This is a genomic window from Methylibium sp., assembly GCF_035762065.1.
GTDB lineage: Bacteria > Pseudomonadota > Gammaproteobacteria > Burkholderiales > Burkholderiaceae_C > Methylibium.
In genome coordinates, this window is the sequence record NZ_DASTPW010000055.1 from 69,249 (window position 1) to 93,528 (window position 24,280).

Genomic DNA, 24,280 nt, shown 5'->3' on the forward strand with positions numbered 1-24,280 from the left:
GCGGCAGGGTCCACGGCAGTCCACCACGGCGCGGGGTTTCGCTTAGGCTCGCGGCTCTCCATCGCCAGGGGCAAGGCATGACACCCGATGAACTGGTCCTGAGCCTGGATCTTCCGAAGCGCGCGGTCGCGCTGGTGCTGGCGGGCGGGCGCGGCTCGCGGCTCAAGGGCCTGACCGACGGGCGCGCGAAGCCCGCCGTGCACTTCGGCGGCAAGTTCCGCATCGTCGACTTCGCCTTGTCGAACTGCCTCAACTCGAACATCCGCCGCATCGGCGTGATCACGCAGTACCGCTCGCACAGCCTGCTGCGCCACCTGCAGCGCGGCTGGGGCTTCCTGAAGAACGAGATGAACGAGTTCGTCGACCTGCTGCCGGCGCAGCAGCGCACCGACGACGAGCGCTGGTACAGCGGCACCGCCGACGCCGTCTACCAGAACCAGGACATCCTCGCGAGCTACGGCGCCGACTACATCGTCGTGCTGGCCGGCGACCACATCTACAAGATGAACTACGCGCGGATGCTGGCGGATCACGTCGCCAAGGGGCGACCGTGCACGGTGGCCTGCATCGCGGTGCCGCGCAAGGAGGCCACCGCCTTCGGCGTGATGGCGGTCGATGCGAAGGGGCTGATCACCGGCTTCGTCGAGAAGCCGGCCGATCCGCCGCCGATGCCGGGCGACCCCGAGCGCTCGCTCGCAAGCATGGGCGTCTACATCTTCAACGCCAGCTACCTCTACAGGCAGCTCGAGCGCGACATGCGCGACGCGAGCTCGAGCCACGACTTCGGCAAGGACATCATTCCGCACGTGGTGAAGCTCGGCGATGCCGCCGCGCACCCGTTCGCGTTGAGTGCCGTCGGCACCCGCCACAACGGCCAGCCCTACTGGCGCGACGTCGGCACCGTCGACGCGTTCTGGGACGCGAACATCGACCTCACAGCGACCGACCCGCTGCTCGACCTCTACGACACGCGCTGGCCGATCTGGACCCACCAGCTGCAGCTGCCGCCGGCGAAGTTCGTGCACAACAGCGACGATCGGCGCGGCTCGGCGATCGAGTCGGTCGTCTCGGGCGGCTGCATCGTCTCGGGCGCGGTGTTCCGCTCGGTGCTTTTCTCCAGCGTGCGGGTGCACTCGTTCACCCGGGTCGATTGGTCGGTGCTGATGCCGCTGGTGAAGGTGGGGCGGCATGCGCGCATCAACCGCGCGGTGATCGACCGCGGCTGCGTCATCCCCGAAGGCCTCGTGATCGGCGAGGACCCGGTGGCCGATGCCGAGCGCTTCCACGTTTCGGAGAACGGGATCACGCTGGTCACGCGCGACATGCTCGCGAAGCTGGCCGCATGACGTCGATGCGGGTGCTGCAGGTCGGCGCGGAGATCTACCCGCTGGTCAAGACCGGGGGCCTGGCCGACGTGATGGGCGCGCTGCCGCAGGCGCTCGCGCGCCAGGGCCCCGACGTGCGGCTGCTGCTGCCGGGCTGGCCGGCCGTCGTCGAGGCGGTGCGCGAGCAGCGGGTGGTGCGCGAGCTGGGGCCGGTGTTCGGCGTGGCGCGGGTGCAGCTGCGCCTCGGCACGCTTCCCGCGAGCGGCCTCGCGGCCTACGTGATCGACGCGCCGATGCTCTTCCGGCGCGACGGCAACCCCTACCTCGACGCCGGCGGCGCCGAGTGGTGCGACAACCTGCAGCGCTTCGCGCTGCTGGGCTGGGTCGCGGCGCAGCTTACCGCCGGCGGGCTCGACGACGCCTGGGCCCCTACGGTGCTGCATGCGCACGACTGGCATGCCGCGACCGCCTTCGCCTACCTGGCCGCGCACCCCGAAAGCCATCGCGCGGCCACCGTCTTCACCGTGCACAACCTCGCCTACCAGGGCCTGTTCCCGAGCGCCGACTTCGGCCTGCTCGGCCTGCCCGCGCGCTTCATGGCGCCGAGCGCGCTCGAATTCCACGGCCAGCTCTCCCTGATGAAGGCGGGCCTCAAGTTCGCGCGCCGCATCACCACGGTGAGCCCGAGCTACGCGCGCGAGATCACGACGCCCGAGTTCGGCTGCGGCCTCGACGGCGTGCTGCGCGGCCGCGCCGACGACGTGAGCGGCATCCTGAACGGCATCGACGACGGCGTCTGGAACCCGGCCGCCGACCCGCACCTCGCCGCGCCCTACAGCGCCGCCAGGCCGGCCGGCAAGGCGCGCTGCAAGCAGGCGCTGCAGGCCGAGCTGGGGCTTGCGCCGCGCAAGGGCGCGATGCTCTTCGGCGTGGTGAGCCGGCTCACCGCGCAGAAGGGGCTCGACCTGCTGCTCGCCGCCGCGCCGACGCTGCTGCGCCACGGCGCGCAGCTCGCGCTGCAGGGCTCGGGCGATGCCAAGCTCGAGGCGGCCTTCGCCGCGCTGGCGGCGGCGCACCCGGGCGAGGTCGCGGTGCGCATCGGCTACGACGAGGCGACCGCGCACCGGCTGATCGCCGGCGCCGACGCGATCGTCGTGCCCTCGCGCTTCGAGCCCTGCGGCCTGACGCAGATGTACGGCCTGCGCTACGGCAGCCTCCCGGTGGTGAGGCGCGTCGGCGGGCTGGCCGACACCGTGGTCGACGCGAGCCCGCAGGCGCTGCACGACGGGCGCGCGACCGGCTTCGTCTTCGATGCCGCGACCGGCGCCGGCCTGGCCGGCGCGCTCGAAGCCGCGATCGCGGCGCATGCGCAGCCCGCGCTGTGGAAGACGCTGATGCAGCGCGCGATGCAGCAGCACTTATCGTGGGACGACGCGGCGCGGCGCTACCTGGCGCTGTACGAGGCGGCGCGCGGCTAGGAGCCGGTCGCCGCGGGCGTGCGATCGCGCACCGCCGTCCACCACGCCGAGAACGAGCGCAGACGCCGGCCGGGCTCGGGCCAGATCGCCGGCGGCTCGCTCAGGCCGAGGTCGATCGCGAGCCGGCCGAGATGCGGATCGGCGCGGCCGTGCACGCACGCGGCTTGCAAGAGCGCGGCCCGCAGTTCGCCGGCTTCGCCGATCCAGCGGTGCGGCGTCAGCGCACGCATGCGTTCGGTCACCGCGCGCCAGCGCCGTTCGCTCCACGGCCAGCGGCGATGGAAGTCGGCTTCGAGGATCGCGACCGGCAGCAGCGCCGCGGGCGGATCGCGCAGGCACCAGGGATGCACCAGCCAGACCGCTCGGCCGCTCAGCACCGCGGCGTCGGGCGCGGCGAAGCCGGCGTCCGCGGGCGGCATGCCGGTGGACGCCGGCTCGTCGATGCCGGGCGCCGCAGGGTCGGGCGCCAGCACGAAGCCGGCGTCGCGCGCCATCGCGTCGATCGCCTCGTAGGGCGTGTCGAGCGCGGTGCGATCGACCTGCCACGCCGGCGGCGCGAAACGCCGCACGTTCTCGGCATTGAAGAAGTAGGGCTTGCTGCTGCCGGTGCCGGCGACCCATTGCCACGACAGGTGGTTGCTCGCCAGATCGCCGTCGAGCAGGTGCGCGTACAGCCAGTCGGCACCGGCGCGCCAATGGACCTTGCGCAGGTGCACCACATAGGACGCGAGCCACATCCGCGCGTGGTTGTGCAGTGCGCCGGTGGCGTAGAGCGTTCGCACCGCGGTGTCGATCACCGCGAGGCCGGTCGCGCCGCGGCGGATGTCCGCCGGCATCTCGCGCGCGTAGCTCGCGTCGGGCAGCAGCCCGGCGTGCAGCGAGCCGAGGATCGCGTCGCCGTCGTGGCGCCAGGCGTGGCGGAAGAACTCGCGCCAGCCGAGCTCGAACACCAGCTTGTGCTGCGGCGCGAGCGCGTGGCGGCGCTGCAGATCGGCGAGCGTCTCGCGGGTGTCGAGCACGCCATGCGTCAGCCAGGGCGACAGGCCGGTCACCGCGCCGTCGAGGTGGTTGCGCGTGGCGGCGTAGTCGGCCGGGCGCACGGCCGCCAGCCGCGCCTGCGCCGCGGCCCCGTCCAGCGCGATCGGCGGCGTCACGGCGGCTTGGCGGCCGCGCGGCGCCGCCGGCAGGCTTCCGAGCAGTAGCGCACTGCGTCCCAGTTCTTCGCCCAGGCGCGGCGCCAGCTCATCGCACGGCCGCAGGCCAGGCAGGGCTTGCTCGGCAGGTAGCCCTTGTTGCCCTTGAAGTCGCCGGTGCCGCGCGTCATCGGGCGAGCATCACACAGGCCGGTCGCGCACCTTCAGGCGCGCGCGCAGGTCGTCGAGCAGCGTGCGCGCCGGCAGCGACAGCGCGCGGTCCTTGCGCCACACCAGGTACCACTGACGGCGCAGCGGGAAGCCGGCGACCGGCAGCACCGCCAGGCCCTCGGAACCCGGCTCCTTCGCCAGCGCATGGCGCGACAGCACCGCGAGGCCGAGGCCGGCGCGCACCGCGTGCTTGATCGCCTCGTTGCTGCCGAGCGCCATGCGCGGCGCCCAGGCGATGCCCTGGGCCGCGAAGGCCTCCTCGGCCGCGGCGCGCGTGCCCGAGCCGGCCTCGCGCACCAGCAGCGGCTCGCCGGTCAGCTCGGCCAGGCGCAGCCGCGGCCGGCGTGTCAGCGGATGGCGCTTCGCGGCGACCACGACCAGCGGGTTTTTCAGGAAGGGCCAGCGCGCGAGCGGCAGGTGCGCCGGCGGCAACATCATCGCGGCGAGGTCGTCGGCGCCGCGCTCGAGCCGCGCGACGACCGCGTCGCGGTTCTCGACCGCGAGCTCGATGCGGATGCCCGGGTACAGCCGCGCGAAGGGCCCGAGGAGGTCGGGCAGGAAGTACTCGGTGGTGGTGACCGCGGCGATGCGCAGCACGCCCTGCTTCAGGCCCTGCAGCGCCGCGGCGTCCTCCTCGAAGCGCTGCCAGCACGCGCCCATCTCGCGCACCGCCTCGGCAAGGCGCAGGCCGTGCGCGGTGGGCACGAGGCCGCGCCCGCGCGGCTCCAGCAGCACCAGCCCGAGCGCCGCGGCGAGCTCCTTGAGCTGCGTCGAGATCGTCGGCTGCGCCAGGTGCAGCGCGCGCGCCGCGCGACCGACGCCGCCCAGGCGCACCACTGCCTCGAAGCTGCGCAGTTGCACGAGGCTCGCGCGCGGCGCGCGCTCCAGGCCGGCGGGGAATGCGGCGGTGGCCGTTGCAGGAGGATTCATCGGTTCGTCCGATCAGATCAATCCGAACATATCACTTGTTCGGATGCCAACCGGCCGCGAGCATCCGCGCCGCGATGCAGACCTTCCTCGACCCCGCGATCCTGTTCTTCGTCTTCGGCCTCGTCGCCGGCGCGCTGCGCTCGAACCTGCAGATCCCGCCGCCGATCGCGCGCTTCCTGTCGCTGTACCTGCTGATGGCGCTCGGCCTGAAAGGCGGCTTCGCGCTCGCGCAGTCGGGCCTCACCGCCGAGGTGGCGGCGAGCCTGGGTTGCGCGATCGCGCTCGCGGTCGTCGTGCCGCTGCTCGGCTACGGGCTGCTGCGCCGCAAGTTGTCGCGCTACGACGCCGCGGCGGTGGCCGCGACCTACGGCTCGGTCAGCGCGGTCACCTTCATCACCGCGATCCAGTTCCTCGACACCCAGGGTGTCGCCTACGGCGGCCACATGGCCGCGGCGATGGCGCTGATGGAGTCGCCCGCGATCGTGATGGCGGTCGTGCTCGCGAACCTCGCGCGCCGCGCCGACGGCACGCAACAGGCGAGCGAGACGCACGGGCTCGGCAAGGTGCTGCACGAATCCCTGACCGACGGCGCGCAGCTGCTGCTGCTCGGCGCGATGGTCGTCGGCTTGCTCACCGGCGAGGCCGGCCGGCAGGCGATGCAGCCCTTCGCAGGCGACCTCTTCAAGGGGATGCTCGCCTTCTTCCTGCTCGACATGGGGCTGCTCGCCGCGCGCAACGTCTCGGGCCTGAAGGGCCAGTCGGGCTGGCTGCTGGTCTACGCGATCGTCGGCCCGCTGGTGCATGCGGGCCTGGCGCTCGCGCTCGCGCTCGCGGTCGGGCTCTCGCCGGGCAACACGACGCTGCTGATGGCGCTGGCCGCGAGCGCGTCCTACATCGCGGTGCCGGCGGTGCTGCGCGAGGCGATCCCCGAGGCCAACCCGTCGCTGTACTTCGGGCTCTCGCTTGGCCTGACCTTCCCGTTCAACATCCTGCTCGGCATCCCGCTGTATGCGGCAGTGGCGCAACGCGTGGCCTGACTCGGCCGAGCTCGCGCCACACCCTGATCCCGCTTCCGGCGCGCGCATCGGCCTCTCTCGCACGAGCCGGCGAAGGCGTCCGCGCGCTGGTCTGCGCTCAGTAACATCCGGCGCGACCGCCCCCGGCGCATCCAGACGAAGGACGATATCCGTGCGGGCCACTCCTCCTTGCTTCGCGTCAGTGATCGTCGCCTCGCTGCTCGGTTGCTCGACGGCTGCGCTCGCGGACAGCACCTCGACGGCGACGGCCCCTGAGCTGGCCGAGCTCACGCTCGAACAGTTGAGCAACCTCGAGGTCACCTCCGTTTCCGGCCGATCCGAAAACCTGCAAAGCGCGGCCGCGTCGATCTATGTCATCACGGCGCAGGAGATCCGCCGCTCCGCCGCGACCAACCTTCCCGAGGCCCTGCGCTTGGCGCCGAACCTCCAGGTTGCGCAGACGAGCGCCGGGCAGTTCGCCATCAGCGCACGCGGCTTCCAGGACCTGATCGCGAACAAGCTTCTGGTGATGGTCGACGGCCGCACCATCTACTCGCCGTTGTTCGCCGGCGTCTTCTGGGACGCGAACGACGTCGTGCTCGAGGACATCGACCGCATCGAGGTCATCAGCGGCCCGGGTGGCACCTTGTGGGGCGCCAATGCGGTGAACGGCGTCATCAACGTGGTGACCCGAAGCGCGGCGCAGAGCGAAGGCACGCTGCTTTCCGTCACGCGCTCCGCACAGGGCGGGCGCGAAGTGGCGCGCTGGGGGACGCGGCTCGGCGATGACGGCCACCTGCGCATGTACGGACTGGCGGTGGACCGGGACGACACGCAACTGCCCGACGGCACCAGCCAGCAAGACAGCAGTTCCCGACTCCAGGCGGGCTTTCGAGCCGACTGGTTGCTGGGGCAAGGCGCCCTCACCGTGCAGGGGGACGCCTACCGTGGCGGCGACGATCCCGCCAACGCGCGCGCTCCAAAACTCCGGGGCCGCAATTTGCTCACGCGTTGGCGCAGCACCCTGGGCGACGGCTCCGCCTACACGGTCCAGGCGTACTACGACTTGGCCGACCGCGACGACATCGACCTTTTCCGCAACCGCGTCGAAACCCGCGACGTGCAGTTCAGCCACGAGCCGGCCGTCGCCGTCGGCAAGCTTCTGTGGGGCGCCGGATACCGGACGGCCAAGGACGCCAACGTCGCCAATGCCCTTGTCCTCTTCGTGCCGAGCGAACGTGAATTGAGCTGGTCCAACCTGTTCGCGCAGTACCAATGGACGCTTGTGCCGAAGCTCCAGGCCACGGCCGGCATCAAGCTGGAGCGCAACAGCTACACCGGGGTGGAGAAGCTGCCCAGCCTGCGTCTGGCATGGCTGCATTCCGCCGACGCCACCACCTGGGCCGCCGCATCGCGTGCGGTGCGCGCGCCGGCACGCATCGACAAGGACTTTTACTTCCCCGGACAGGCGCCGTTCCTCATTGCCGGCGGGCCCAACTTCCAGTCGGAGGTGGCCAACGTCTACGAACTGGGCCACCGCGGCCAACGCGGCGGCCAGCTGAGCTGGTCGGCCACGCTGTTCCGGGCCGACTACAAGGGCCTGCGCAGCGGCGTGCCCGGCCAGCCGCCCCCCAACACCGTGGAGAACCTCGTCGAGGGCCATGTGCAGGGCCTCGAGACGTGGGGAACGTGGCAAGCAGCACCCTCTTTCCGGCTTTCCGGGGGCTACCTCCGTCTGCACAAGAGCCTTCGCTTCTGCTGCGGGCTGGACGCGAGCCGGACCGAGTTTCCCAACCTGGGTGTCGACCCCCGGGAGCAGTGGTCGCTTCGCGCCGCCTTCGACGTGAGCCGCGACGGAGAGATCGACGTGATGGTGCGCCGGGTGGGTGGCTTGTCGGAATCCGTGCCGGCCTATGTGGCCGTCGATGCGCGTGCCGCGTGGCGCGTGACGACAGGGGTCCGACTCGCCGTTCTCGGTCGCAACCTGTTCGACCGTCGGCACGTCGAGTACCTGAGCACGGGCGCCGGAGGTGCGCCCAACAGCGAGTTGAGCCGGCGGCTCATGCTGCAGATCACGTTCGACATGTAAGCCGTCATGTCCGGCCGCTCGTCCGCTAGCTTGTTGATCGGTCGCCGGGTGCTCCTGGCACTGCTGACCTCGCTGCAGTGCGCGGCCATGGCGCAGACGCCTGCGCCCGCCATGCCGACGGAAGCGGCAGTCAAGGCTGCGTTCCTGTTCAAGTTCCCGGGCTTCGTCGATGGCCCGGCCGGCCCCTTGCTACGACCCGGCCAGCCGGTGGTCATTGGCGTCGTGGGCAGCGAGGAAGTGGCATTCCAGCTCGACCAGATCAATCGCGCTCGATCCGAGGGCGGCAACGCCGTGGTCCTTCGACGACTTCGCGATGGAGAAGCCGCATCGGACCTGCATGTGCTGTTCATCGGCGCTGGACGCGAGTCGCGCGTGCGCGAGTCGGCCGCGGCGGTGCGTCATGCGGTGCTGATCGTGACCGAGCAAGAGAACGGGTTGCGTCTGGGTGGCATCCTGAACTTCGTCGTCGAGGGAGGCCGCGTGCGTTTCACGGCATCGATGCCCGCCGCCGAGGCGCGGGGCCTGCGGCTCAGTGCTCGCCTGCTTGCCGTGGCGCAAGCGGTCGAGACGGGGCGCTGATGCCTGTGCGCACCCCGCCCCTCGGCTTAAGCCGTCGGCTGCAACGATGAGCTGGCCCGGCTTCCTGCGTCGGTCGCTGCGCGCGAAGATCACGGCGCTCGTCATCATGACCACGCTTGCCGCCCTCTTGCTGATGGCCACGGCGTTGATCACGTATGCCACTCGGGACTACCGGCAGTCGCACCTCGCCGATGTACGAACGCAAGCGCAGGTTCTCGCCCGAGCCGGCGCCGCTGCCCTGGCGTTCAAGGATCGCAAGGAGGCCTTGCAGAACCTTGCCGTGCTACGAGCACGATCGGACATCCTTCAGGCGGCCCTGTACGACGCGGACGGCAGCCTGTTCGCGGCTTACTCGCGCGAGGGGACGCCCACCGTACCCGACTCGGGCTTGGCGCCGCAGCATCGCTTCGACGGCGACCGCTTGAGGTTGCTCGAGCAGGTACGCGAAGGTGGTCAGACGCTCGGCACCGTCTACCTGGAGTCCGAGCACCGCTTGCGTGAGCGGCTGACCGCCTACGTGCTGATCCTTTGTGTTGTCATGGCTGTTGCCCTGGCCGCGGCCCTGGGCTTGTCCGCCTGGCTGCAAGGCGTCATCACGGCGCCGATCCTCGACGTGTCAAGAGCCGCCAAGGCGGTCGTCAAGGACCACGACTTTTCGGTCCGCGTCGCCAAGACGAGCGATGACGAGATCGGCGCGCTTACTGCCGGCTTCAACCAGATGCTCGAGGAGATCGACCGGCAGACAAAGGCTTTGGTGGAGAGCGAGCAGCGGTTCCGCACCGTGGCAGACAGCGCTCCGGTGCTCATCTGGCTCAATGATCAAACCGGAGCCGCGTTCGTCAACCGCGCGTACCTCGAATTTCTGGGGGTGCGCAGCCAGGTCGATGTCAAAGGCTACGACTGGACGCAGTACGTGCATCCAGACGATCGCAACGGCTACGTCGACGCTTGGCGGCGATGCGCCAGCGAGCGCCAGATCTTCGACGAGGAGTTCCGCTTCCGGCGCCACGATGGCGAGTACCGCTGGATGCGCTCGGTTGCGGTACCTCGGCTCACCGCCGAAGGCCAATGGCTCGGCCATACCGGCTGCACCTTCGAGGTCCACGACACCCGCATGGCGGCCGACGCGCTGCGCGAGGCAGACCGCCACAAGGATGAGTTCCTCGCCACGCTGGCGCATGAGCTGCGCAACCCGCTCGCACCGATCCGCAACGCCGTGCAGCTGCTGGCGCTGAATGGCGACGTGCAGCACATGCCCGCGCTGCTGACCATGCTCGAACGGCAGGTCACCCACATGGTCCGGCTGGTGGACGATCTTTTGGACGTGTCTCGCGTGAGCCGCGGCACCATCGAGCTGCGGCAGGAGCGGCTGGATTTGACCGCACTGATCCGAACCACCATCGAAACCAGCCGGCCGCTGATCGACGCTGCTGAACACCAGCTCGAGCTGGTCATGCCAGAAGAGCCGTTCCACGTTCATGGCGACGCGGTGAGGCTCACCCAGGTCTTCACGAACCTGTTGAACAACGCCGCTCGGTACACCGACAAGGGGGGCCGAATCGAAGTCACGGCTTGGCGTGACGGCAATCAGGCGGCGGTGTCGGTGCGCGACAACGGCATCGGACTGGCGCCGGATCAGTTGCCGCGCCTCTTCAAGATGTTCTCGCAGCTGGCGGGCAGGACCGCGCATGCTCAAGGGGGGCTTGGCATCGGCCTGTCCTTGGCCGACCGGCTCGTGCGGATGCACGGAGGCTCGATCCGCGCTGAAAGCGAGGGGCTCGGCAAGGGCAGCTGCTTCACCGTGTGGCTGCCGCTGTCTGCCCACGCCGGGACTGAACCGTCCCGCGAGGCCCCCCTCGCGGCGCCGAAGGCTTCGGCGCGGCGGCGCGTGCTGGTGGTCGACGACAACCGCGATGCCGCGGACAGCCTCGCGCTGCTGCTCGGCGTGCTCGATGCGCACGTCGACGTGGCCCACGGGGGCGCCGCGGCGCTGGATGCCTTCGAGCGCTTCAAGCCGGAGGTCGTGATGCTCGACCTCGGCATGCCCGGGATCGATGGCTTTGAGGTTGCACGGCGATTGCGGCAACGCACCGACGGTCAGGCAATCACGTTGGTCGCGTTGACCGGTTGGGGCCAGGCCGAGGACCGGGCGCAGACCCGTGCGGCCGGCTTCGACCATCACCTGGTGAAGCCGGCGGACATGGAAGCGTTGCGGACGGTGCTGCAGGCGGTCTGAGGGCCGGGGCTGCTTCTGACCTGCACCCGAGCGCCAGGGCGGCGCGAGGGGCGCGAAGGCATCGGCGCCCTGCCTCTCGCGGGGGCGACGTGCCAGCCGCGCAGCTTCAAGCCCGCTTGAGCTGGTCGGCGATCGGCAGCCGCCGCACCCTTGTTCCCGTGGCGGCGAAGACCGCGTTCGTGAGCGCGGGCGCCGCGCAGGAGGTGCCGGGCTCGCCGATGCCGCCGGGCTTGTCGGTGCTCGGCACGATGATGACGTCGATCTGCGGCATCTCGTTCATGCGCATCACGCGGTAGTCGCCGAAGTTGGCCTGCACCACCCGGCCCTTCTCGAGGGTGATCTCCTGCCAGAGGCCGGCGCTCAGCCCGAACACGATGCCGCTTTCGATTTGCGCGTTCACGGTGTCGGGATTCACCACTTGGCCGCAATCGACAGCGCAGACCATGCGATGCACCTGCACATCGCCTTCCGCGCCGACCGATACCTCGGCCACCTGCGCCATGTAGCTGCCGAAAGCCAGCTGCACCGCCACGCCGCGCCCGGTCTTGCGGCCCGGCCGCGCCGGCGGCCTCTGGCCCCAGCCCGCGCGGTCGGCCGCGAGCTTCAGCACCGCCTGGTGTCGCGGCGACTTCTCCAGCAGCTTCATGCGGAACGACACCGCATCAAATCCGCCGGCGGCGGCCAGCTCGTCGATGAAGCTTTCGACGACCCAGATGTTGTGCGTGGCGCCCACGCCGCGCCAGAACGCAGTCGGCAGCACCGGCTCGTGCCGCATGTACTCGACCCGCACATCGGCGATGCCGTAGGGCATGTCCTTCGCGCCTTCGACCGCATCGCTGTCGACGCCGTCCTTCACTGTCGAGGGCGCGAATCGGGCCATGATCGACGAGCCCGTGATGCGGTGCGACCACGCGACCGGCTGGCCTTGCTCGTCGAGCGCGGCGGAGAGGCGGTCGAGGTAGTACGGCCGGTACATGTCGTGCTGGATGTCTTCCTCGCGCGACCACACGACCTTCAGCGGTGCGGGGCTGGGAAGCTGCTTGGCGAGCCGGGCCGCCTGATCGATAAAGTCCACCTCCAGACGGCGCCCGAAGCCGCCGCCGATGTAGTGGTTGTGCACCTGGACTTTCTCCGGCGCGAGCCCGGTCGCCTTCGCCACCGCCGCCTGCGCGAGCACCGGCACCTGCGTGCCGACGTAGACGTCGCACCGGTCGGCCTTGAGGTCGATCGTGCAGTTCATCGGCTCCATCGTTGCGTGCGCGAGAAAAGGCATCTGGTACGTCGCGTCGACGCGCTTTTTCGCCTTGCTCAGCTGCGCGCGGGCGTCGCCGTCGTCGCGGGCTACGGCGCCTTGCTTCGTCACGGCTTCCATGTCCTTGACGATGCTTGCGATGGTGACGTTCGCGTGCCCGCCGTCCTGCCACGTGGGCGCGGCCGCGGCCAGGCCTTGCTTGGCGGCCCACATGTGATCGCCTGCCACCGCCACCGCGTTCTCGAGCCGCAGCACGTGGCGCACGCCGCGGACGGCCTTGGCCTTGGCCTCGTCGACGCCGGCCAGCTTGCCGCCGGGCACGGGCGAAGCCGCGACCGTCGCCACCAGCATGCCCGGCAGCCTCACGTCGATGCCGAACCTCGCTTGCCCGTTGACCTTCTCGGGCGAGTCGAGCCGGCGCGTGGCCTTGCCGATCACGCGGAAGTCCTTGGGCTCCCGCAGGGGCACGTCGGCCGGCGCCTTCAGCCTGGCCGCCGCGTCGACCAGCTCGCCGTAGTGCGCCGAGCGTCCCGTGGCCGCGTGCGTGACCGACCCGGCGGCAGTCCGGCATTCCTTGGCGTCGACCTGCCATCGCTCGGCCGCCGCCTGAACGAGCACCGCGCGCGCAGTTGCGCCGGCTTGGCGCAGCGGCTCCCAAGCGCCGCGCACGGAGGTCGAGCCGCCCGTGACCTGCCCGCCAAGCAACGGGTCGGCATAGCGGCCGTTGTCGGGGGGCGCCTGCACCAGCTTGACCTTCTGCAGGTCGACGTCGAGCTCTTCGGCGATCAGCATCGGAAGGGCGGTGAAGGTGCCCTGCCCCATCTCGACCTTGTGCATGACGAAGCTCACCGTGCCGTCGCGCGCGATACGGATGAAAGCGTTGGGTTCGAGGTCGGGCGCCTCCTTGGCGCTGCGCGAACTCGCGGTGCCGACGGCCGATTCCGCCGGCTTCTCGCTGCGCCCCGCGCGGTCGCAGCCGGCGAGCGAAACGCTGACCAGCAGCCCGCCGCCCGCGGCCGCGCCGGTGACGATGAAGTGGCGCCGCGAAAACATCGTCATGCCGTGCTCCCCGCCGCCTTCTTGATGGCGATGCGGATGCGCTGGTAGGTGCCGCAGCGGCAGATGTTGCCGCTCATCGCGCCGTCGATGTCCTCGTCGGACGGCTTGGGCCGGCTCTTGAGCAGCGCCACGGCCGACATGATCTGGCCCGACTGGCAGTAGCCGCACTGCACGACGTCGATCTCGCGCCACGCGGCCTGCACTCGCTGGCCGACCGCATCGCGCGCCATCGCCTCGATCGTCGCGACCTGCTTGCCCTCGACCGAGGCCAACGAAGTGAGGCAGGACCGGACGGCCTGGCCTTCGAGGTGGACGGTGCAGGCGCCGCAGGCACCGATGCCGCAGCCGAATTTCGTGCCGCTGCTGCCGATCACGTCGCGCAGCACCCACAGCAGCGGCATGTCGGCCGGCGCGTCGGTGGTCACTTGCTCGCCGTTAAGAATGAATTGAGCCATGGGGCCTCCGGACTGCAGCCATGACGGGCAACTCGTATGCCAGAGTGACCGCACAAGGGGTCGCTTGGCGACTTCTCACTCTGGAAACGAGCCCCTCTGGGCTCTGTGCGAGCACGGCCATCTCTTGGCCTTGAATCGGCATGCGGCCTTGACGACTTGCTACCGCCCGGAGCAACGCCGACAACGCCGGCTTCTACCGATGTGCTGTCGTGGCGGCGAGGTTGACATCGCAAGCGGTCGGCGCGGTCTCTGATGCCAGGCGGCGTCCCGCCTACTCCTGCTACCGACACATGCAGAGGGTGCTGACAGCAGCGCCACAAAGCAAAAGGCACCCAGCGGCGGATGCGCGCTAAGTGCCTGTCATGTCGGAGTGATTCTGGTGGCGCTTCAGGGAAGCGCCACCAAAACTTCACCGCGCAGCGGCGAAGCGCTTGTAGATCAAGGCTTTGACGAGCCGCCGGGGAGCCGGGTCGCCTGCCAAGTGGCACCCCCAGGTGGCACCCCTGAGGAAGATATCACGCAGCTCAGTGAGACCCAAGGCTGGTCGCGCGCCCGTCGGGCACATTCATGGCGTTGCATGCGCAGCACGAACGACTCATGTCTTGCGAGGCAACGTAGTCCCGGAGGGCATCTCAATGGAAGCGCGTTGCGGAAGGATGTGGAGTCGCTCGGGCGTTGAGCTCGAACTGGTTCCATGACAGACGCGCGCTCGTGAGCGAATCGAACGTTGCTGGCATTCGGCCCCTGAGCCACGTTCTGCGGATGGCGGTCGTGGCCGGCGTCGAGAGCGCCGTCAGGCTTCACATCGCCCGGGGCGACGACCTCAATGCACGCGACGCGAGAGGCATGACTCCTCTCATGCTCTCCGCGGCCGCGAACCGGCCGGCAATCTGCAGGCTGTTGCTGGGCGCCGGGGCCGATCACGGCTTGGTGGACGCCTCGGGAAGGTCGGCCCTCGAGATTGCCATCGCGGCGGGAGCTGAAGACGCGGCCGCAATCCTTGGCTCCTTCCAACGGCCGGCCGCAACCTTCCCGGAATCCGGGGCCGCGCTCCTCCACCTCGGTCCCGACCGTGTCATCGAGGCCCTCCGCATCGACGATCCGATCGTCATCCACGCCACGTCCAAGGCGAGCTCTGGTGATGGGGGCCCATCCGAACCTGCGACCCGAGTCGCATCGCCTGAACCGGAAGCCTCCACCCTCCCGGCGCCTTCGATCGGAATTGCAGATGGCTCCGAGTTCGACCTGTCGGCCTGGGAAGCCGAAGAGGAGGCCGCACCACCCAAGGCCGACATCGTGGTTCTGACATCGGCAAGCGGGATCCAGGTCGCGATCGCGTCCCACAAGCCGATCGACACCTCGGCAGATTGGGACGACATCGACGCCTGCCTGCCCGAGCTGGCTCTGCCGCTGGCCCGCACCGACGACGCAGAGAGCCGCACGCTGCTACGGCGCCTGCTGCTGCGGGCGATCCGCGAAGGGAGCGTCCCCGGCATCAATGTTCAAGCGCTGTCGACCAACGAGGATCGATCGGCCAACCCCGAGGCGGAAGCCTACCTAGCCAAGGTCGTCAACGATCTTGGCGCCGAGGTCGACGAACGCTTCGAATACTCCAACGCTAACGAGAGCTTCGAAGTGTTCGTCGACCCTTCGGAGACCCAGGAAGAGGAGGCAGCCCTCGATGAAGCGCTGAGCGCGATCGACCGAGCCGCCTCGCCGCGACATGAGCCTTTGCGCATCTACCAGCGCGAGTTCCAGAGGCTGCAGCTGCTCACGGCCGAGGAGGAGATCGAGCTTGCGCAAGCCATGGAAGCGGCCCTTGACGCCGCCCTCGTTGCCCTGGCCGGCTGGCCGGTTGGCATCGCACGGACGCTGTCCGCCGGCATGGACGTCATGGCAGGCTTGCGCCCGTTGTCGTCCATGTGCATAGCCGTCGCACAAACGGATCCTGAGCTTGCCTCAGTGCACGACGCGGACTTCGACGCTCCTCCGATCGAGGCTGCGAACCGCGACATGGAAGAAGACGAAGAACAGGCCGACGATGCGACGGCCGACGCCGGGTTCGCCGACGCGCTGCGTCGGTTGAGCGCACTGGCAGAACGGACGGACGTTGTGCAACAGCCGACCGCGGAGATCCGCGAAGCGCTGTCCGCCATCCGCCTCAATCGACACTTCCTGCTCAAGCTGGACGATGCGGCGGACGGTCCGGCGCCATCTCCCACCTTTAGGTGCGCGATTGACGGCTTCCGCAAAGCTCGCGACCGCATGGCCGCGGCAAACCTGAAGCTGGCCTTCTTCCACGCCAAGAAGTACCTGTACAGCGGTGAGCCTCTGGACGACTTGGCGCAGGAGGGCAATATCGGCCTCCTCAAGGCGGTCGACCGTTACGAGTGGCGACGTGGATTCCGGTTCTCGACCTACGCCACTTGGTGGATCCGGCAACAGATCAGCCGCTACGTCGCGGACAAGGCTCGCACCATCCGCGTGCCGGTCCATGTCTACGAGAAGCTGCAACGCATGCAGCACTTGGCCGGAACCATCGAAACGACATTCGGCCGCGAAGCGACGCTCGATGAACTGGCTGCGCAGATGGAGATGCCTTCCCGCAAGGTCGCCGCACTGCTGAGCATTGCACCCGAGCCCTGCAGCATCGACGAACTGCCCGTCGACGAGATGGTGGCGATAGAGGCTCGCGAAGCCTATACGTTTCCGGATCCTGCCGACATCGTCGACGAGCGTCAGTTGCGACTGGCCGTCGAACACCTGATCTCTTCCCTGTCGGAGAGGGACAGCAAGGAAGAGCGGGTCCTCCGGCTGCGCTTCGGCATCCGGGTCGATGACGCTCTGACACTTGAAGAGGTCGGCCAGCGCTTCTCCGTGACGCGCGAGCGGATACGCCAGATCGAAGCCGGCGCGCTCAAGAAGTTGAGGCATCCCGCAAGGTCCGAGCCCTTTGCCCGACGTGCCCTGGGCATCAAGCGCAAGCCGCCCCCGTGCGATGCCTCAGACCCAACAGACGGTATCGCAGAGCCGCCCGACACCTTTCAGGCGATGCCAAAGGCGGCCGCTGCGAACCGGCCAGCCATCGCCCACCCTTCGCACGATGTCGTTCAGCCGCCAAGCTCCGCGAAGGGTTCGGGCCTGGATCGGCTGCTTGCACTGGCTGCCAAACTTGAAGTCCCGGTCGAAGACGGGCGATCGAGGGAGTCCGGCCGCATCTGGGTGAGGCTCCTTGCTACTCCTGACAGCACCCGTCGAAGGCTTGTGCGCAAGCTCCTTGAATTCGGATTCGAGCACTCTCCAGGGAAGGGCTACTGGAGATGACCCCCAAGACCCGCACGGCTCCACCGCGCGCGATCGCGATGCTCGAGTCCCTGCGAGGTCTGGGTTACTCGACAGCGGCGGCGCTGGCCGACATCGTCGACAACAGCATCTCCGCCGACGCCCGCAAGGTCCGCATCGACTTCCAATGGGACGGAGCAGACAGCCGCGTGCTGATCGTCGACGATGGGCGCGGCATGAGCGACCCGGAGCTCGAAGCGGCCATGCGGCTGGGCGACAAGAGTCCGTCGACCGAGCGCTTGGCGCACGACCTGGGACGCTTCGGCATGGGCCTGAAGACCGCTTCGCTATCGCAAGGCCGCCGACTCACGGTAGCCAGCGTCAGGGGCGGTGCGCAGACCTGCCTGCGGTGGGACCTCGACGAACTGGCGGCTGATCCAAACAGCGACTGGCTGCTGTTCGAAGGCCCCGCCGTGGGCTCCCAGCGGCATCTGTCCGGCCTGGACAGCCAGACGAGCGGAACGCTGGTGCTGTGGGAGAAGCTCGACCGCATCGTCACTGCCGGCTACACGGTCGACGACTTCCTGGCCTTGACGGTCGCCGTGGAAGCGCACCTCGCGATGGTGTTCCATCGCCTGCTGCAAGGCCCGAGCGCGCGCATCAGGTTGCTGCTCAACGGCCGGGCCATCGAGCCTTGGGATCCATTCATGTCGGGGCACCCCGCCAAGCCCTGGACCTCGCCGGCAGCCCCGTATCGAACCGAAAGCGGTTTGGTGGTGGCACGGTGCCATGTCCTGCCGCACCAGGACAAGCTGACCAGAGAAGAGTTCAAGAAGAACGAGGGCCCGGCGGGCTGGACCGCGCAGCAAGGCTTCTACGTCTACAGGAACGAGCGGCTGCTCGTCGCAGGCGGATGGCTCGGCCTCGGACCTTCAAAAGCATGGAATCGCGAGGAGGCACACCGCTTGGCGCGCATACAGGTCGACATCCCCAACACGGCCGACGCCGACTGGAAGATCGATGTTCGCAAGTCGATCGCCCGCCCGCCGGTTTCGCTTCGTCCGTGGATGACGCGCTTGGCCGAGGACACCCGAGAGCGCGCGCGTCGAGTGTTCGCCTACCGCGGAACGCCTCAGCCGACGCAGCGCAACACGCCGATCGAGCAGGCGTGGCGGATTGACCGCGTGAAGGATGGCATCCGCTACCGGATCGAGCCGACCCACCCGGCCGTGGCCGCGGTACTGGCCCGTGCGGGCGAGCTGACGCCCCTCGTCAAGGCAATGCTTCGCGTGATCGAGGAATCCGTTCCCGTCCAGCGCATCTGGCTGGACACGACCGAAAACAAGGAGACGCCCCGAACCGGCTTCTCAGGCGACCCGCCGGAGGCGGTCGCCACCGTCTTGAATGCGTTGTTCGCCGACCTGATCGGGCGACGAGGCATGGCGGTCGAAGCGGCGAAGCGCACGCTGCTCTCGACCGAGCCCTTCCACAACTACGCAGGGCTGATCGCGGAGCTTGGCAGCCCTAAGGCGGTTTGAACCAAGCAACTTGCAAGGGAGAAACGAATGCCAGCGTTCAATGCGTCGACCTCGACGGCGCTCAGCATCGCGCAAAGTCTGTTGGTCGCGGAGAGGGACAAGCGCGCGATCACGGCCGCCCTCATTGGTGAGAAGGTCGCAATCGCCGCTTCCGTCGTCTCGCAAAGCAGCGAGGAGCCCGTCGATCAAGCCGCCGCCGTCGCTGAGCTGATCCGCCGATTCAGCTTGTGGATCGGGCAGGACACCGCACTGTCGGACACCACCGGCCATGAGGCCTGGCTCAACGCGGCCCGCAAGAAGGATTGGCGCTACTGGCCCCGCTATCGCGACTTGCTTGAACGAAAGATGTCGGCAACGGCCGTCGACGCCGTGGACAAGTCCACCGACCGAATCCTCGGGCTGATGGAAGACCCGGCCCGCACGGGCGCATGGAATCGACGCGGACTGGTCGTCGGCCACGTCCAGTCCGGCAAGACCGCCAACTACTCGGGACTGATCTGCAAGGCGGCTGATTCCGGCTACAAGATCATCATCATCCTTGCGGGCCTCCACAACAACCTGCGCTCCCAGACGCAGATTCGGCTCGAAGAGGGCTTCCTCGGCTACGAGACATCTGCCAAGGGCGACATCGTCAAGCTCATCGGGGTCGGCGCGCACGGCCGGGACTTCGAGATCAAGCCGAATTGCGCGACCAACCGGACCAACACGGGCGACTTCAACACGAAGATCGCGAAGCACCTGGCGATCTCGCCGGAGCAGCGTCCCTGGCTCTTCGTGGTGAAGAAGCACAAGGTCGTGCTCGAACGGCTGCTCAAATGGATCCGAGGTCATGTGGCCGACGCCACCGATGCCGCCGGCAACCGGTTCGTCTCGAATCTGCCGCTGCTCCTCATCGACGACGAGGCCGATCATGCGTCTGTCGATACAGGCGAGCAGCACATCGGCCCCGACGGCAAGCCCGACGATGACCACGAGCCCAAGGCGATCAACAGCAGGATCCGCAAGATCCTCAACACCTTCGCCAAGAAGGCGTATGTCGGCTACACGGCCACCCCTTTCGCCAACATCTTCATCCACCGCCAGAACGAGACGCAGGAGGAGGGCCCCGACCTCTTCCCGCAGTCGTTCATCGTCAACTTGGCCGCGCCCTCCAACTATGTCGGGCCGTCACGCGTCTTCGGCCTGCATGCGCCGGAAGGACGCAGCAGCTTGCCGCTGACGCGCGTGATCAACGACCACGCAAGCGAGGACGGGCTCGACGGCTGGATGCCGGCCAAGCATCAGAAGGACCATTCGCCCACGCATATGGGCCAAGACGCGCTGCCGCCTTCGCTGCGAACGGCGGTGCATTCATTTGTGTTGGCATGCGCAGCGCGCGAGGCCCGCGGGCAGGGGGCGGACCATTCGTCGATGCTGGTCCACGTCACTCGATACACCCTCGTTCAGAAGGAGGTGCATCGTCAAGTGGAAGACTTCGTCAAGAAGATGAAGCTCCGCATAACGCGCGGGATCGACCACGAAGCGCTGCTCGACGAGCTGCGCGAGCTGTGGGAGACGGATTTCGTCTCCACGACCGGGGCGATCGCCCCACGACTCACCGAATCGGAAGAGCCACCAACCGCCCTCCCCTGGGCGGACATCGTCGCCCAGCTGCCCGACGTGCTCTCGGACATCGACGTTCGCATGGTGAATGGCAAGGCGAAGGATGCTTTGGACTACGCAGAGGAGGCGACCAAGGGCCTCAAAGTCATCGCGATCGGCGGCGACAAGCTCGCCCGGGGCCTGACACTCGAAGGCCTATGCACCAGCTACTTTGTTCGAACTACGAAGATGTACGACACGCTGATGCAGATGGGCCGCTGGTTTGGCTACCGGCCCGGCTACATCGACCTGTGCCGCCTCTACACCACGGAAGAGCTGGTCGAGTGGTTCGGGCACATTGCCGACGCCTCCGAGGAGCTTCGCGAGGAGTTCGACGCGATGGCAGAAAGCGGCGCGACACCGCGCGACTACGGACTGCGTGTGCAGTCGCACCCGGTCCTGCTGGTGACTTCACCGCTGAAGATGCGCACGGCGAAAAATCTGCAGCTTTCGTTCAGCGGCGAGCTGCTCGAAACCGTGTCGCTGCACAGCGACGACAGGATCCTCGGGCAGAACCTGGATGCGACCAACAAGCTGATCGCCGCCTGCGGGAGTGCGCATGAGACCAAGCCCAAGCGCGCACGCAACAGCCTGGAGCAACAGTGGGAAGGCTTCCTCTGGAACGGCGTACCAGCCGAACACGTTGCCGACTTCTTCGAATCGTTCACCACCCATCCGAAGGCGCGGAAGGTCAACAGCGCACTCCTGCGCGACTTCGTCTGGTCGATGGCGGCGACCGGCGAGCTCACCTCGTGGACCGTCGCGTTGCTCGGCGGAGGCTCTGGCGGCCCCCACACCTTCGCCGGCGGCCTGACCATCGACGCGATGAGCAAGCGCACAGCCGACAAGGACATCTCGGACCGTTATGCGATCGGACGGCTGCTGTCGCCGCGCGACGAAGCCATCGACTTGGACGACACGGCTTGGACCGCAGCGCTCGCAAGGACGAAGAAAATGTTCAACCCGGACGCCGGGCGCCAGAAGGACGGCGTCAGACCCAGCGAGCCCGACACGCCCAACGGGCCTTCGATCCGATTCATCCGCGGCAAGGGATCCGCCGCAGATGGTGTCGAACCAGCACCGCAGCGCGGCCTCCTGTTGCTGTATCCGCTTGATCCCCAGCAATCGGGGAGCGACGTGCTTGCCGGCCGGAAGGACCCGGTCATGGCCTTCGGAGTCAGCTTCCCGTCGAGCGACTCCGGGGTAAAGGTCGAGTACGCCGTTGATCACCTGCTTTGGGCACAGGAATATGGCCCGGCCGATTGACGACATTGAGCTTGCCTGGCGGTCGCTGCGTGACAGTTTGGACGCCTCAGGCTGGCGCAGCATCTCCGTCGCAGTGATCGGCTCGTGCGCTTTGCGGGCTGGGCTGAGCTACCCAGGCAAGAACGAAGCACTGCTCGCCAGCTTCTCCTCCTCGGCCGTTCCGGCAACCGAAAAGCTTCCCGCCGGGCAGGGCTTCGACGTGGCGCGCGTCGAGCAGGGTGGCGACGGTTTGACCTGGCTTGCGCTCACCCGGAGCGCGAATGGCAGCCTGGAGCTGTTCGCCGCGATGGTGGTCGACGTGGTGCACTCGATGCGCATCGAGCCCGGCGCCGACGACAAGAGGCTTGCAAGAGTCTTTCTTGGACGCATCCGCGCGTGGCAGGAGTTCATGCGCAAGGGCGCCCAGCCCCTCAGCCCCGAGTCCGAGATCGGCTTGGTGGGCGAGCTCACGCTGCTGCGCGCGATCGTCGAAGCGGGGGTGTTCATGAGTGCAGCGATCGAATCCTGGGTGGGTCCGCTCGATGGCGTCCAGGACTTCGAGCTCGGCACGGGCTCATTGGAGGTCAAGACCACGCTGTCTGCAGCGGGCTTCCCCGCCAAGATCGGTTCGCTTGAGCAGCTCGATGATTCGGCTCGCCAGCCGCTTTTCCTGGCCGGCGCGCGCATGCGCCAGATGGAGTCCGGACAGAACCTGTCGGCCCTCGTCGCCGAAATACGCTACGCAGCCAGGGGCGACGCCGAGGCAATGCGACTGCTGAACGAGCGGCTGATCGCTGCCGGCTATCTCGATGCCCATGCCGACCTCTACGTGCGGCGCTTCGCATTGGTCGATGCTCGGTTCGTCGAAGTGAAGGATGGCTTCCCCCGGCTGACGCAAGGCAGCGTTCCGCTGGGCGTCACCCGGGCCACCTACGAGATCGATCTGGACAAGTTCGCCGGAACAGACGTCCCGGCCGTCGACGCACTCAAGAGGCTGGGAGCCGTATGAGTTCAAGCCTGCCCGACTTCCTGCTCGAGACGCAGGCTGCCGTCAGGTCACAGATGCGGGACGGCGCACTCTATGAGGAGCTGGTCTTCGCTGGCATCGTGATGGAGCACATGTCGGAGATCGGCATGACCTTCGAGCCCGTGGAGTGCCACTTCGAGGGTACGGTCGGCAATGCCATGCTGCGGCTGAGCGGCTACTCGATCGCCGATGACGGAGACCAGCTCGACCTGTTCGTCAGCCTGTATGCCGGCGTCGATGTGCCGACATCCATCCCAGACGCCGACACGAAGATGGCCGCAGAGCGGTGCCTTCGCTTCCTGACCCTGTGCGCCGAGGGCAAGATGACGCAGAAGATCGATCCGTCGAGCGAAGTGCGCTCGCTGGCCGATACCCTGCAGGCCACATACAACGACCTGGAACAGATCCGCGTCTACGTCATCACCGATCGTGTCGCGAAATCCAAGAGCTTCAAGACGCGGGACATAGGCGGCAAGGCGGTGCGTCTCGAAGTGATGGACATCGAGCGGCTGCATCGGCATACATCGGAAGGCAAGCCGCGCGACGAGTTGGTGGTCAACTTCAACGAGGTGTCCGGCTCGCCGCTGCCCTGCGTTTATGTGCCGGGCGAGAACGATGACTACGACTACGCCATGACCGCAGTTCCAGGCGAGGCCCTGCGGCTGCTCTACGAGAAGTTCGGCGCCCGCCTCCTAGAGGCCAACGTCCGATCCTTCCTGAGCGTCAAGGGCAAGGGGGTCAACGCCGGCATCCAGTCCACCCTGCGCTCAGCCCCCGAGCGATTTATGGCCTACAACAACGGCATCGTGATCGTTGCCGACGAGATGCTCTTGGGCAAAACCGCTCACGGCGCAGAAGGCATCGCTTGGCTGAAGGGCTTGCAGATAGTCAACGGCGGCCAGACGACGGCCTCGCTCTACTTCACAAAGAAGAAGCACCCGAACACGGACCTCAGCCGGGTCAGAGTTCCCGCGAAGATCATCGTCATGAAGGCTCAGGACTCCACCAAGGAAGAGGCCCTGGTGTCCGACATCTCTCGCTTCGCCAACAGCCAGAACGCCGTAAGCCAATCGGATCTTTCAGCCAACAAGCCATTCCACGTCGAGATCGAGAAGCTCTCGCGCTCGGTCTACTGCCCGGATGGTGTCGGCCAATGGTTCTACGAGCGTGCCGCCGGCAGCTACAACACCCTGCTTGCCCGGGAGGGAACGACGCCGGGAAAGCTCAAGGCCTTGAAGGACGCGATCCCCGCTGCCCGGCGCGTGACCAAGACCGATTTGGCCAAATACCTCAATGCCTGGAACCGCAAGCCCGACATCGTCAGCATGGGTTCGCAGAAGAACTTCGATCGCTTCATGGCCTCGTTGTCACCCGCCGATGGCCAAGACGCCTCATTGCCAACGGTCGCCGACTTCAAGGCGATGATCGCCAAGGCCAAGATCTACCGTGAGGCGCAGAAGCTGCTGCGACCGATGTTCCAGGCCTTCCAGGCCAACGTCACCGCCTACACGGTAGCGGTTCTTTCCGAGAAGCTGGGTGCGCGCATCAATCTGGACCTCATCTGGGCCAAGCAGGCCATCTCGGCGGAGCTGCTGTCGCAGATCGCAAGCTGGTCCAAAGAGGTGAACGAGGCCCTGCATTCCACGTCCGGCGGGCGAATGGTGTCCGAGTGGGCAAAGCGTCCGGAGTGCAAGGACGCCGTGATGGGCGCGAGCTACTCCGAGCACGCCGACGATATCCCGGAGGTGAAGGCTGCCTGAACGG

The 24,280-nt window shown here is 67.9% G+C and carries 16 protein-coding genes; 11 read left to right on the forward strand and 5 right to left on the reverse strand.

The annotated features are described in order from the left end of the window. Positions 1 to 77: 77 nt before the first annotated feature. The gene (gene glgC / locus VFR90_RS17100) at positions 78 to 1,346 is read left to right on the forward strand and encodes a glucose-1-phosphate adenylyltransferase (RefSeq protein ID WP_326407372.1); all 1,269 of its coding nucleotides are present in this window, start codon (positions 78 to 80) and stop codon (positions 1,344 to 1,346) included. Positions 1,347 to 1,351: 5 nt separating this feature from the next. Continuing rightward, on the forward strand, positions 1,352 to 2,803 hold the full coding sequence (glgA, locus tag VFR90_RS17105) for a glycogen synthase GlgA (RefSeq protein WP_326407476.1): 1,452 nt from the start codon (positions 1,352 to 1,354) through the stop codon (positions 2,801 to 2,803). Here the strand turns inward: glgA and VFR90_RS17110 are convergent. Genes VFR90_RS17110 through VFR90_RS17120 form a run of 3 tightly spaced genes read right to left on the reverse strand, consistent with a single transcriptional unit; the run spans position 2,800 to position 5,097 of the window. Next, on the reverse strand, positions 2,800 to 3,957 hold the full coding sequence (locus VFR90_RS17110) for an FAD-binding domain-containing protein (RefSeq protein ID WP_326407373.1): 1,158 nt from the start codon (positions 3,955 to 3,957) through the stop codon (positions 2,800 to 2,802). The two genes, glgA and VFR90_RS17110, sit on opposite strands and share 4 nt — an antisense overlap. Beyond that, positions 3,954 to 4,127 carry a DUF2256 domain-containing protein gene (locus VFR90_RS17115; RefSeq protein WP_326407374.1) on the reverse strand — a complete coding sequence of 58 codons (174 nt, stop codon included), beginning with the start codon at positions 4,125 to 4,127 and terminating at the stop codon, positions 3,954 to 3,956. The genes VFR90_RS17110 and VFR90_RS17115 overlap by 4 nt, the downstream gene beginning before the upstream one ends. Positions 4,128 to 4,137: 10 nt before the next feature. Next, positions 4,138 to 5,097 (reverse strand): LysR family transcriptional regulator, encoded by a 960-nt coding sequence (locus VFR90_RS17120; RefSeq protein ID WP_326407375.1) that lies wholly within the window; start codon positions 5,095 to 5,097, stop codon positions 4,138 to 4,140. A 74-nt stretch (positions 5,098 to 5,171) separates the two neighbouring features. Here VFR90_RS17120 and VFR90_RS17125 point away from each other — a divergent pair, with 74 nt between their 5' ends. From VFR90_RS17125 to VFR90_RS17140, 4 genes are all read left to right on the forward strand, one after another. Beyond that, entirely contained in the window at positions 5,172 to 6,134 is a 963-nt protein-coding gene (locus VFR90_RS17125) for a sodium-dependent bicarbonate transport family permease (protein WP_326407376.1), read from the forward strand. 181 nt (positions 6,135 to 6,315) lie between these two features. Then, the gene (locus VFR90_RS17130; RefSeq protein WP_326407377.1) at positions 6,316 to 8,202 is read left to right on the forward strand and encodes a TOL_0244 family TonB-dependent receptor; all 1,887 of its coding nucleotides are present in this window, start codon (positions 6,316 to 6,318) and stop codon (positions 8,200 to 8,202) included. A 6-nt stretch (positions 8,203 to 8,208) separates the two neighbouring features. After that, complete coding sequence (locus VFR90_RS17135) at positions 8,209 to 8,781, forward strand: TOL_0243 family YfiR-like periplasmic protein (protein WP_326407378.1); 573 nt, start codon at positions 8,209 to 8,211, stop codon at positions 8,779 to 8,781. 46 nt (positions 8,782 to 8,827) lie between these two features. Then, positions 8,828 to 11,017, forward strand: coding sequence for a sensor histidine kinase, YfiR-like protein-associated (locus tag VFR90_RS17140; protein ID WP_326407379.1), 2,190 nt, complete (start codon positions 8,828 to 8,830; stop codon positions 11,015 to 11,017). 106 nt (positions 11,018 to 11,123) lie between these two features. Here the strand turns inward: VFR90_RS17140 and VFR90_RS17145 are convergent, their stop codons facing one another. Next, complete coding sequence (locus VFR90_RS17145; protein WP_326407380.1) at positions 11,124 to 13,328, reverse strand: xanthine dehydrogenase family protein molybdopterin-binding subunit; 2,205 nt, start codon at positions 13,326 to 13,328, stop codon at positions 11,124 to 11,126. Next, positions 13,325 to 13,783, reverse strand: coding sequence for a (2Fe-2S)-binding protein (locus tag VFR90_RS17150; RefSeq protein ID WP_326407381.1), 459 nt, complete (start codon positions 13,781 to 13,783; stop codon positions 13,325 to 13,327). Before VFR90_RS17150 ends, VFR90_RS17145 begins: the two co-directional genes overlap by 4 nt. Before the next feature lie 711 nt (positions 13,784 to 14,494). Between VFR90_RS17150 and VFR90_RS17155 the strand changes: the two genes are divergently transcribed. Genes VFR90_RS17155 through VFR90_RS17175 form a run of 5 tightly spaced genes read left to right on the forward strand, consistent with a single transcriptional unit; the run spans position 14,495 to position 24,276 of the window. Further along, positions 14,495 to 17,107 carry a sigma-70 family RNA polymerase sigma factor gene (locus VFR90_RS17155; protein ID WP_326407382.1) on the forward strand — a complete coding sequence of 871 codons (2,613 nt, stop codon included), beginning with the start codon at positions 14,495 to 14,497 and terminating at the stop codon, positions 17,105 to 17,107. After that, positions 17,104 to 18,603, forward strand: a complete 1,500-nt coding sequence (locus tag VFR90_RS17160; protein ID WP_326407383.1) for an ATP-binding protein — start codon at positions 17,104 to 17,106, stop codon at positions 18,601 to 18,603. The genes VFR90_RS17155 and VFR90_RS17160 overlap by 4 nt, the downstream gene beginning before the upstream one ends. Before the next feature lie 27 nt (positions 18,604 to 18,630). Beyond that, positions 18,631 to 21,510: a Z1 domain-containing protein gene (locus tag VFR90_RS17165; RefSeq protein ID WP_326407384.1), complete on the forward strand. Its 2,880-nt coding sequence runs from the start codon at positions 18,631 to 18,633 to the stop codon at positions 21,508 to 21,510. Then, on the forward strand, positions 21,494 to 22,498 hold the full coding sequence (locus VFR90_RS17170; RefSeq protein ID WP_326407385.1) for a PD-(D/E)XK motif protein: 1,005 nt from the start codon (positions 21,494 to 21,496) through the stop codon (positions 22,496 to 22,498). The genes VFR90_RS17165 and VFR90_RS17170 overlap by 17 nt, the downstream gene beginning before the upstream one ends. Then, positions 22,495 to 24,276: an AIPR family protein gene (locus tag VFR90_RS17175; protein ID WP_326407386.1), complete on the forward strand. Its 1,782-nt coding sequence runs from the start codon at positions 22,495 to 22,497 to the stop codon at positions 24,274 to 24,276. The genes VFR90_RS17170 and VFR90_RS17175 overlap by 4 nt, the downstream gene beginning before the upstream one ends. The last annotated feature ends 4 nt before the right edge of the window (positions 24,277 to 24,280 follow it).

Bases quoted from the DNA above. Each gene is read 5' to 3' on its own strand.
- VFR90_RS17145 (WP_326407380.1), bottom strand. From the start codon at position 13,328: ATGACGATGTTTTCGCGGCGCCACTTCATCGTCACCGGCGCGGCCGCG.
- VFR90_RS17140 (WP_326407379.1), top strand. From the start codon at position 8,828: ATGAGCTGGCCCGGCTTCCTGCGTCGGTCGCTGCGCGCGAAGATCACG.
- VFR90_RS17150 (WP_326407381.1), bottom strand. From the start codon at position 13,783: ATGGCTCAATTCATTCTTAACGGCGAGCAAGTGACCACCGACGCGCCG.
- VFR90_RS17170 (WP_326407385.1), top strand. From the start codon at position 21,494: ATGGCCCGGCCGATTGACGACATTGAGCTTGCCTGGCGGTCGCTGCGT.
- VFR90_RS17175 (WP_326407386.1), top strand. From the start codon at position 22,495: ATGAGTTCAAGCCTGCCCGACTTCCTGCTCGAGACGCAGGCTGCCGTC.
- glgA (WP_326407476.1), top strand. From the start codon at position 1,352: ATGCGGGTGCTGCAGGTCGGCGCGGAGATCTACCCGCTGGTCAAGACC.
- glgC (WP_326407372.1), top strand. From the start codon at position 78: ATGACACCCGATGAACTGGTCCTGAGCCTGGATCTTCCGAAGCGCGCG.
- VFR90_RS17165 (WP_326407384.1), top strand. From the start codon at position 18,631: ATGCCAGCGTTCAATGCGTCGACCTCGACGGCGCTCAGCATCGCGCAA.
- VFR90_RS17135 (WP_326407378.1), top strand. From the start codon at position 8,209: ATGTCCGGCCGCTCGTCCGCTAGCTTGTTGATCGGTCGCCGGGTGCTC.
- VFR90_RS17115 (WP_326407374.1), bottom strand. From the start codon at position 4,127: ATGACGCGCGGCACCGGCGACTTCAAGGGCAACAAGGGCTACCTGCCG.
- VFR90_RS17125 (WP_326407376.1), top strand. From the start codon at position 5,172: ATGCAGACCTTCCTCGACCCCGCGATCCTGTTCTTCGTCTTCGGCCTC.
- VFR90_RS17120 (WP_326407375.1), bottom strand. From the start codon at position 5,097: ATGAATCCTCCTGCAACGGCCACCGCCGCATTCCCCGCCGGCCTGGAG.
- VFR90_RS17160 (WP_326407383.1), top strand. From the start codon at position 17,104: ATGACCCCCAAGACCCGCACGGCTCCACCGCGCGCGATCGCGATGCTC.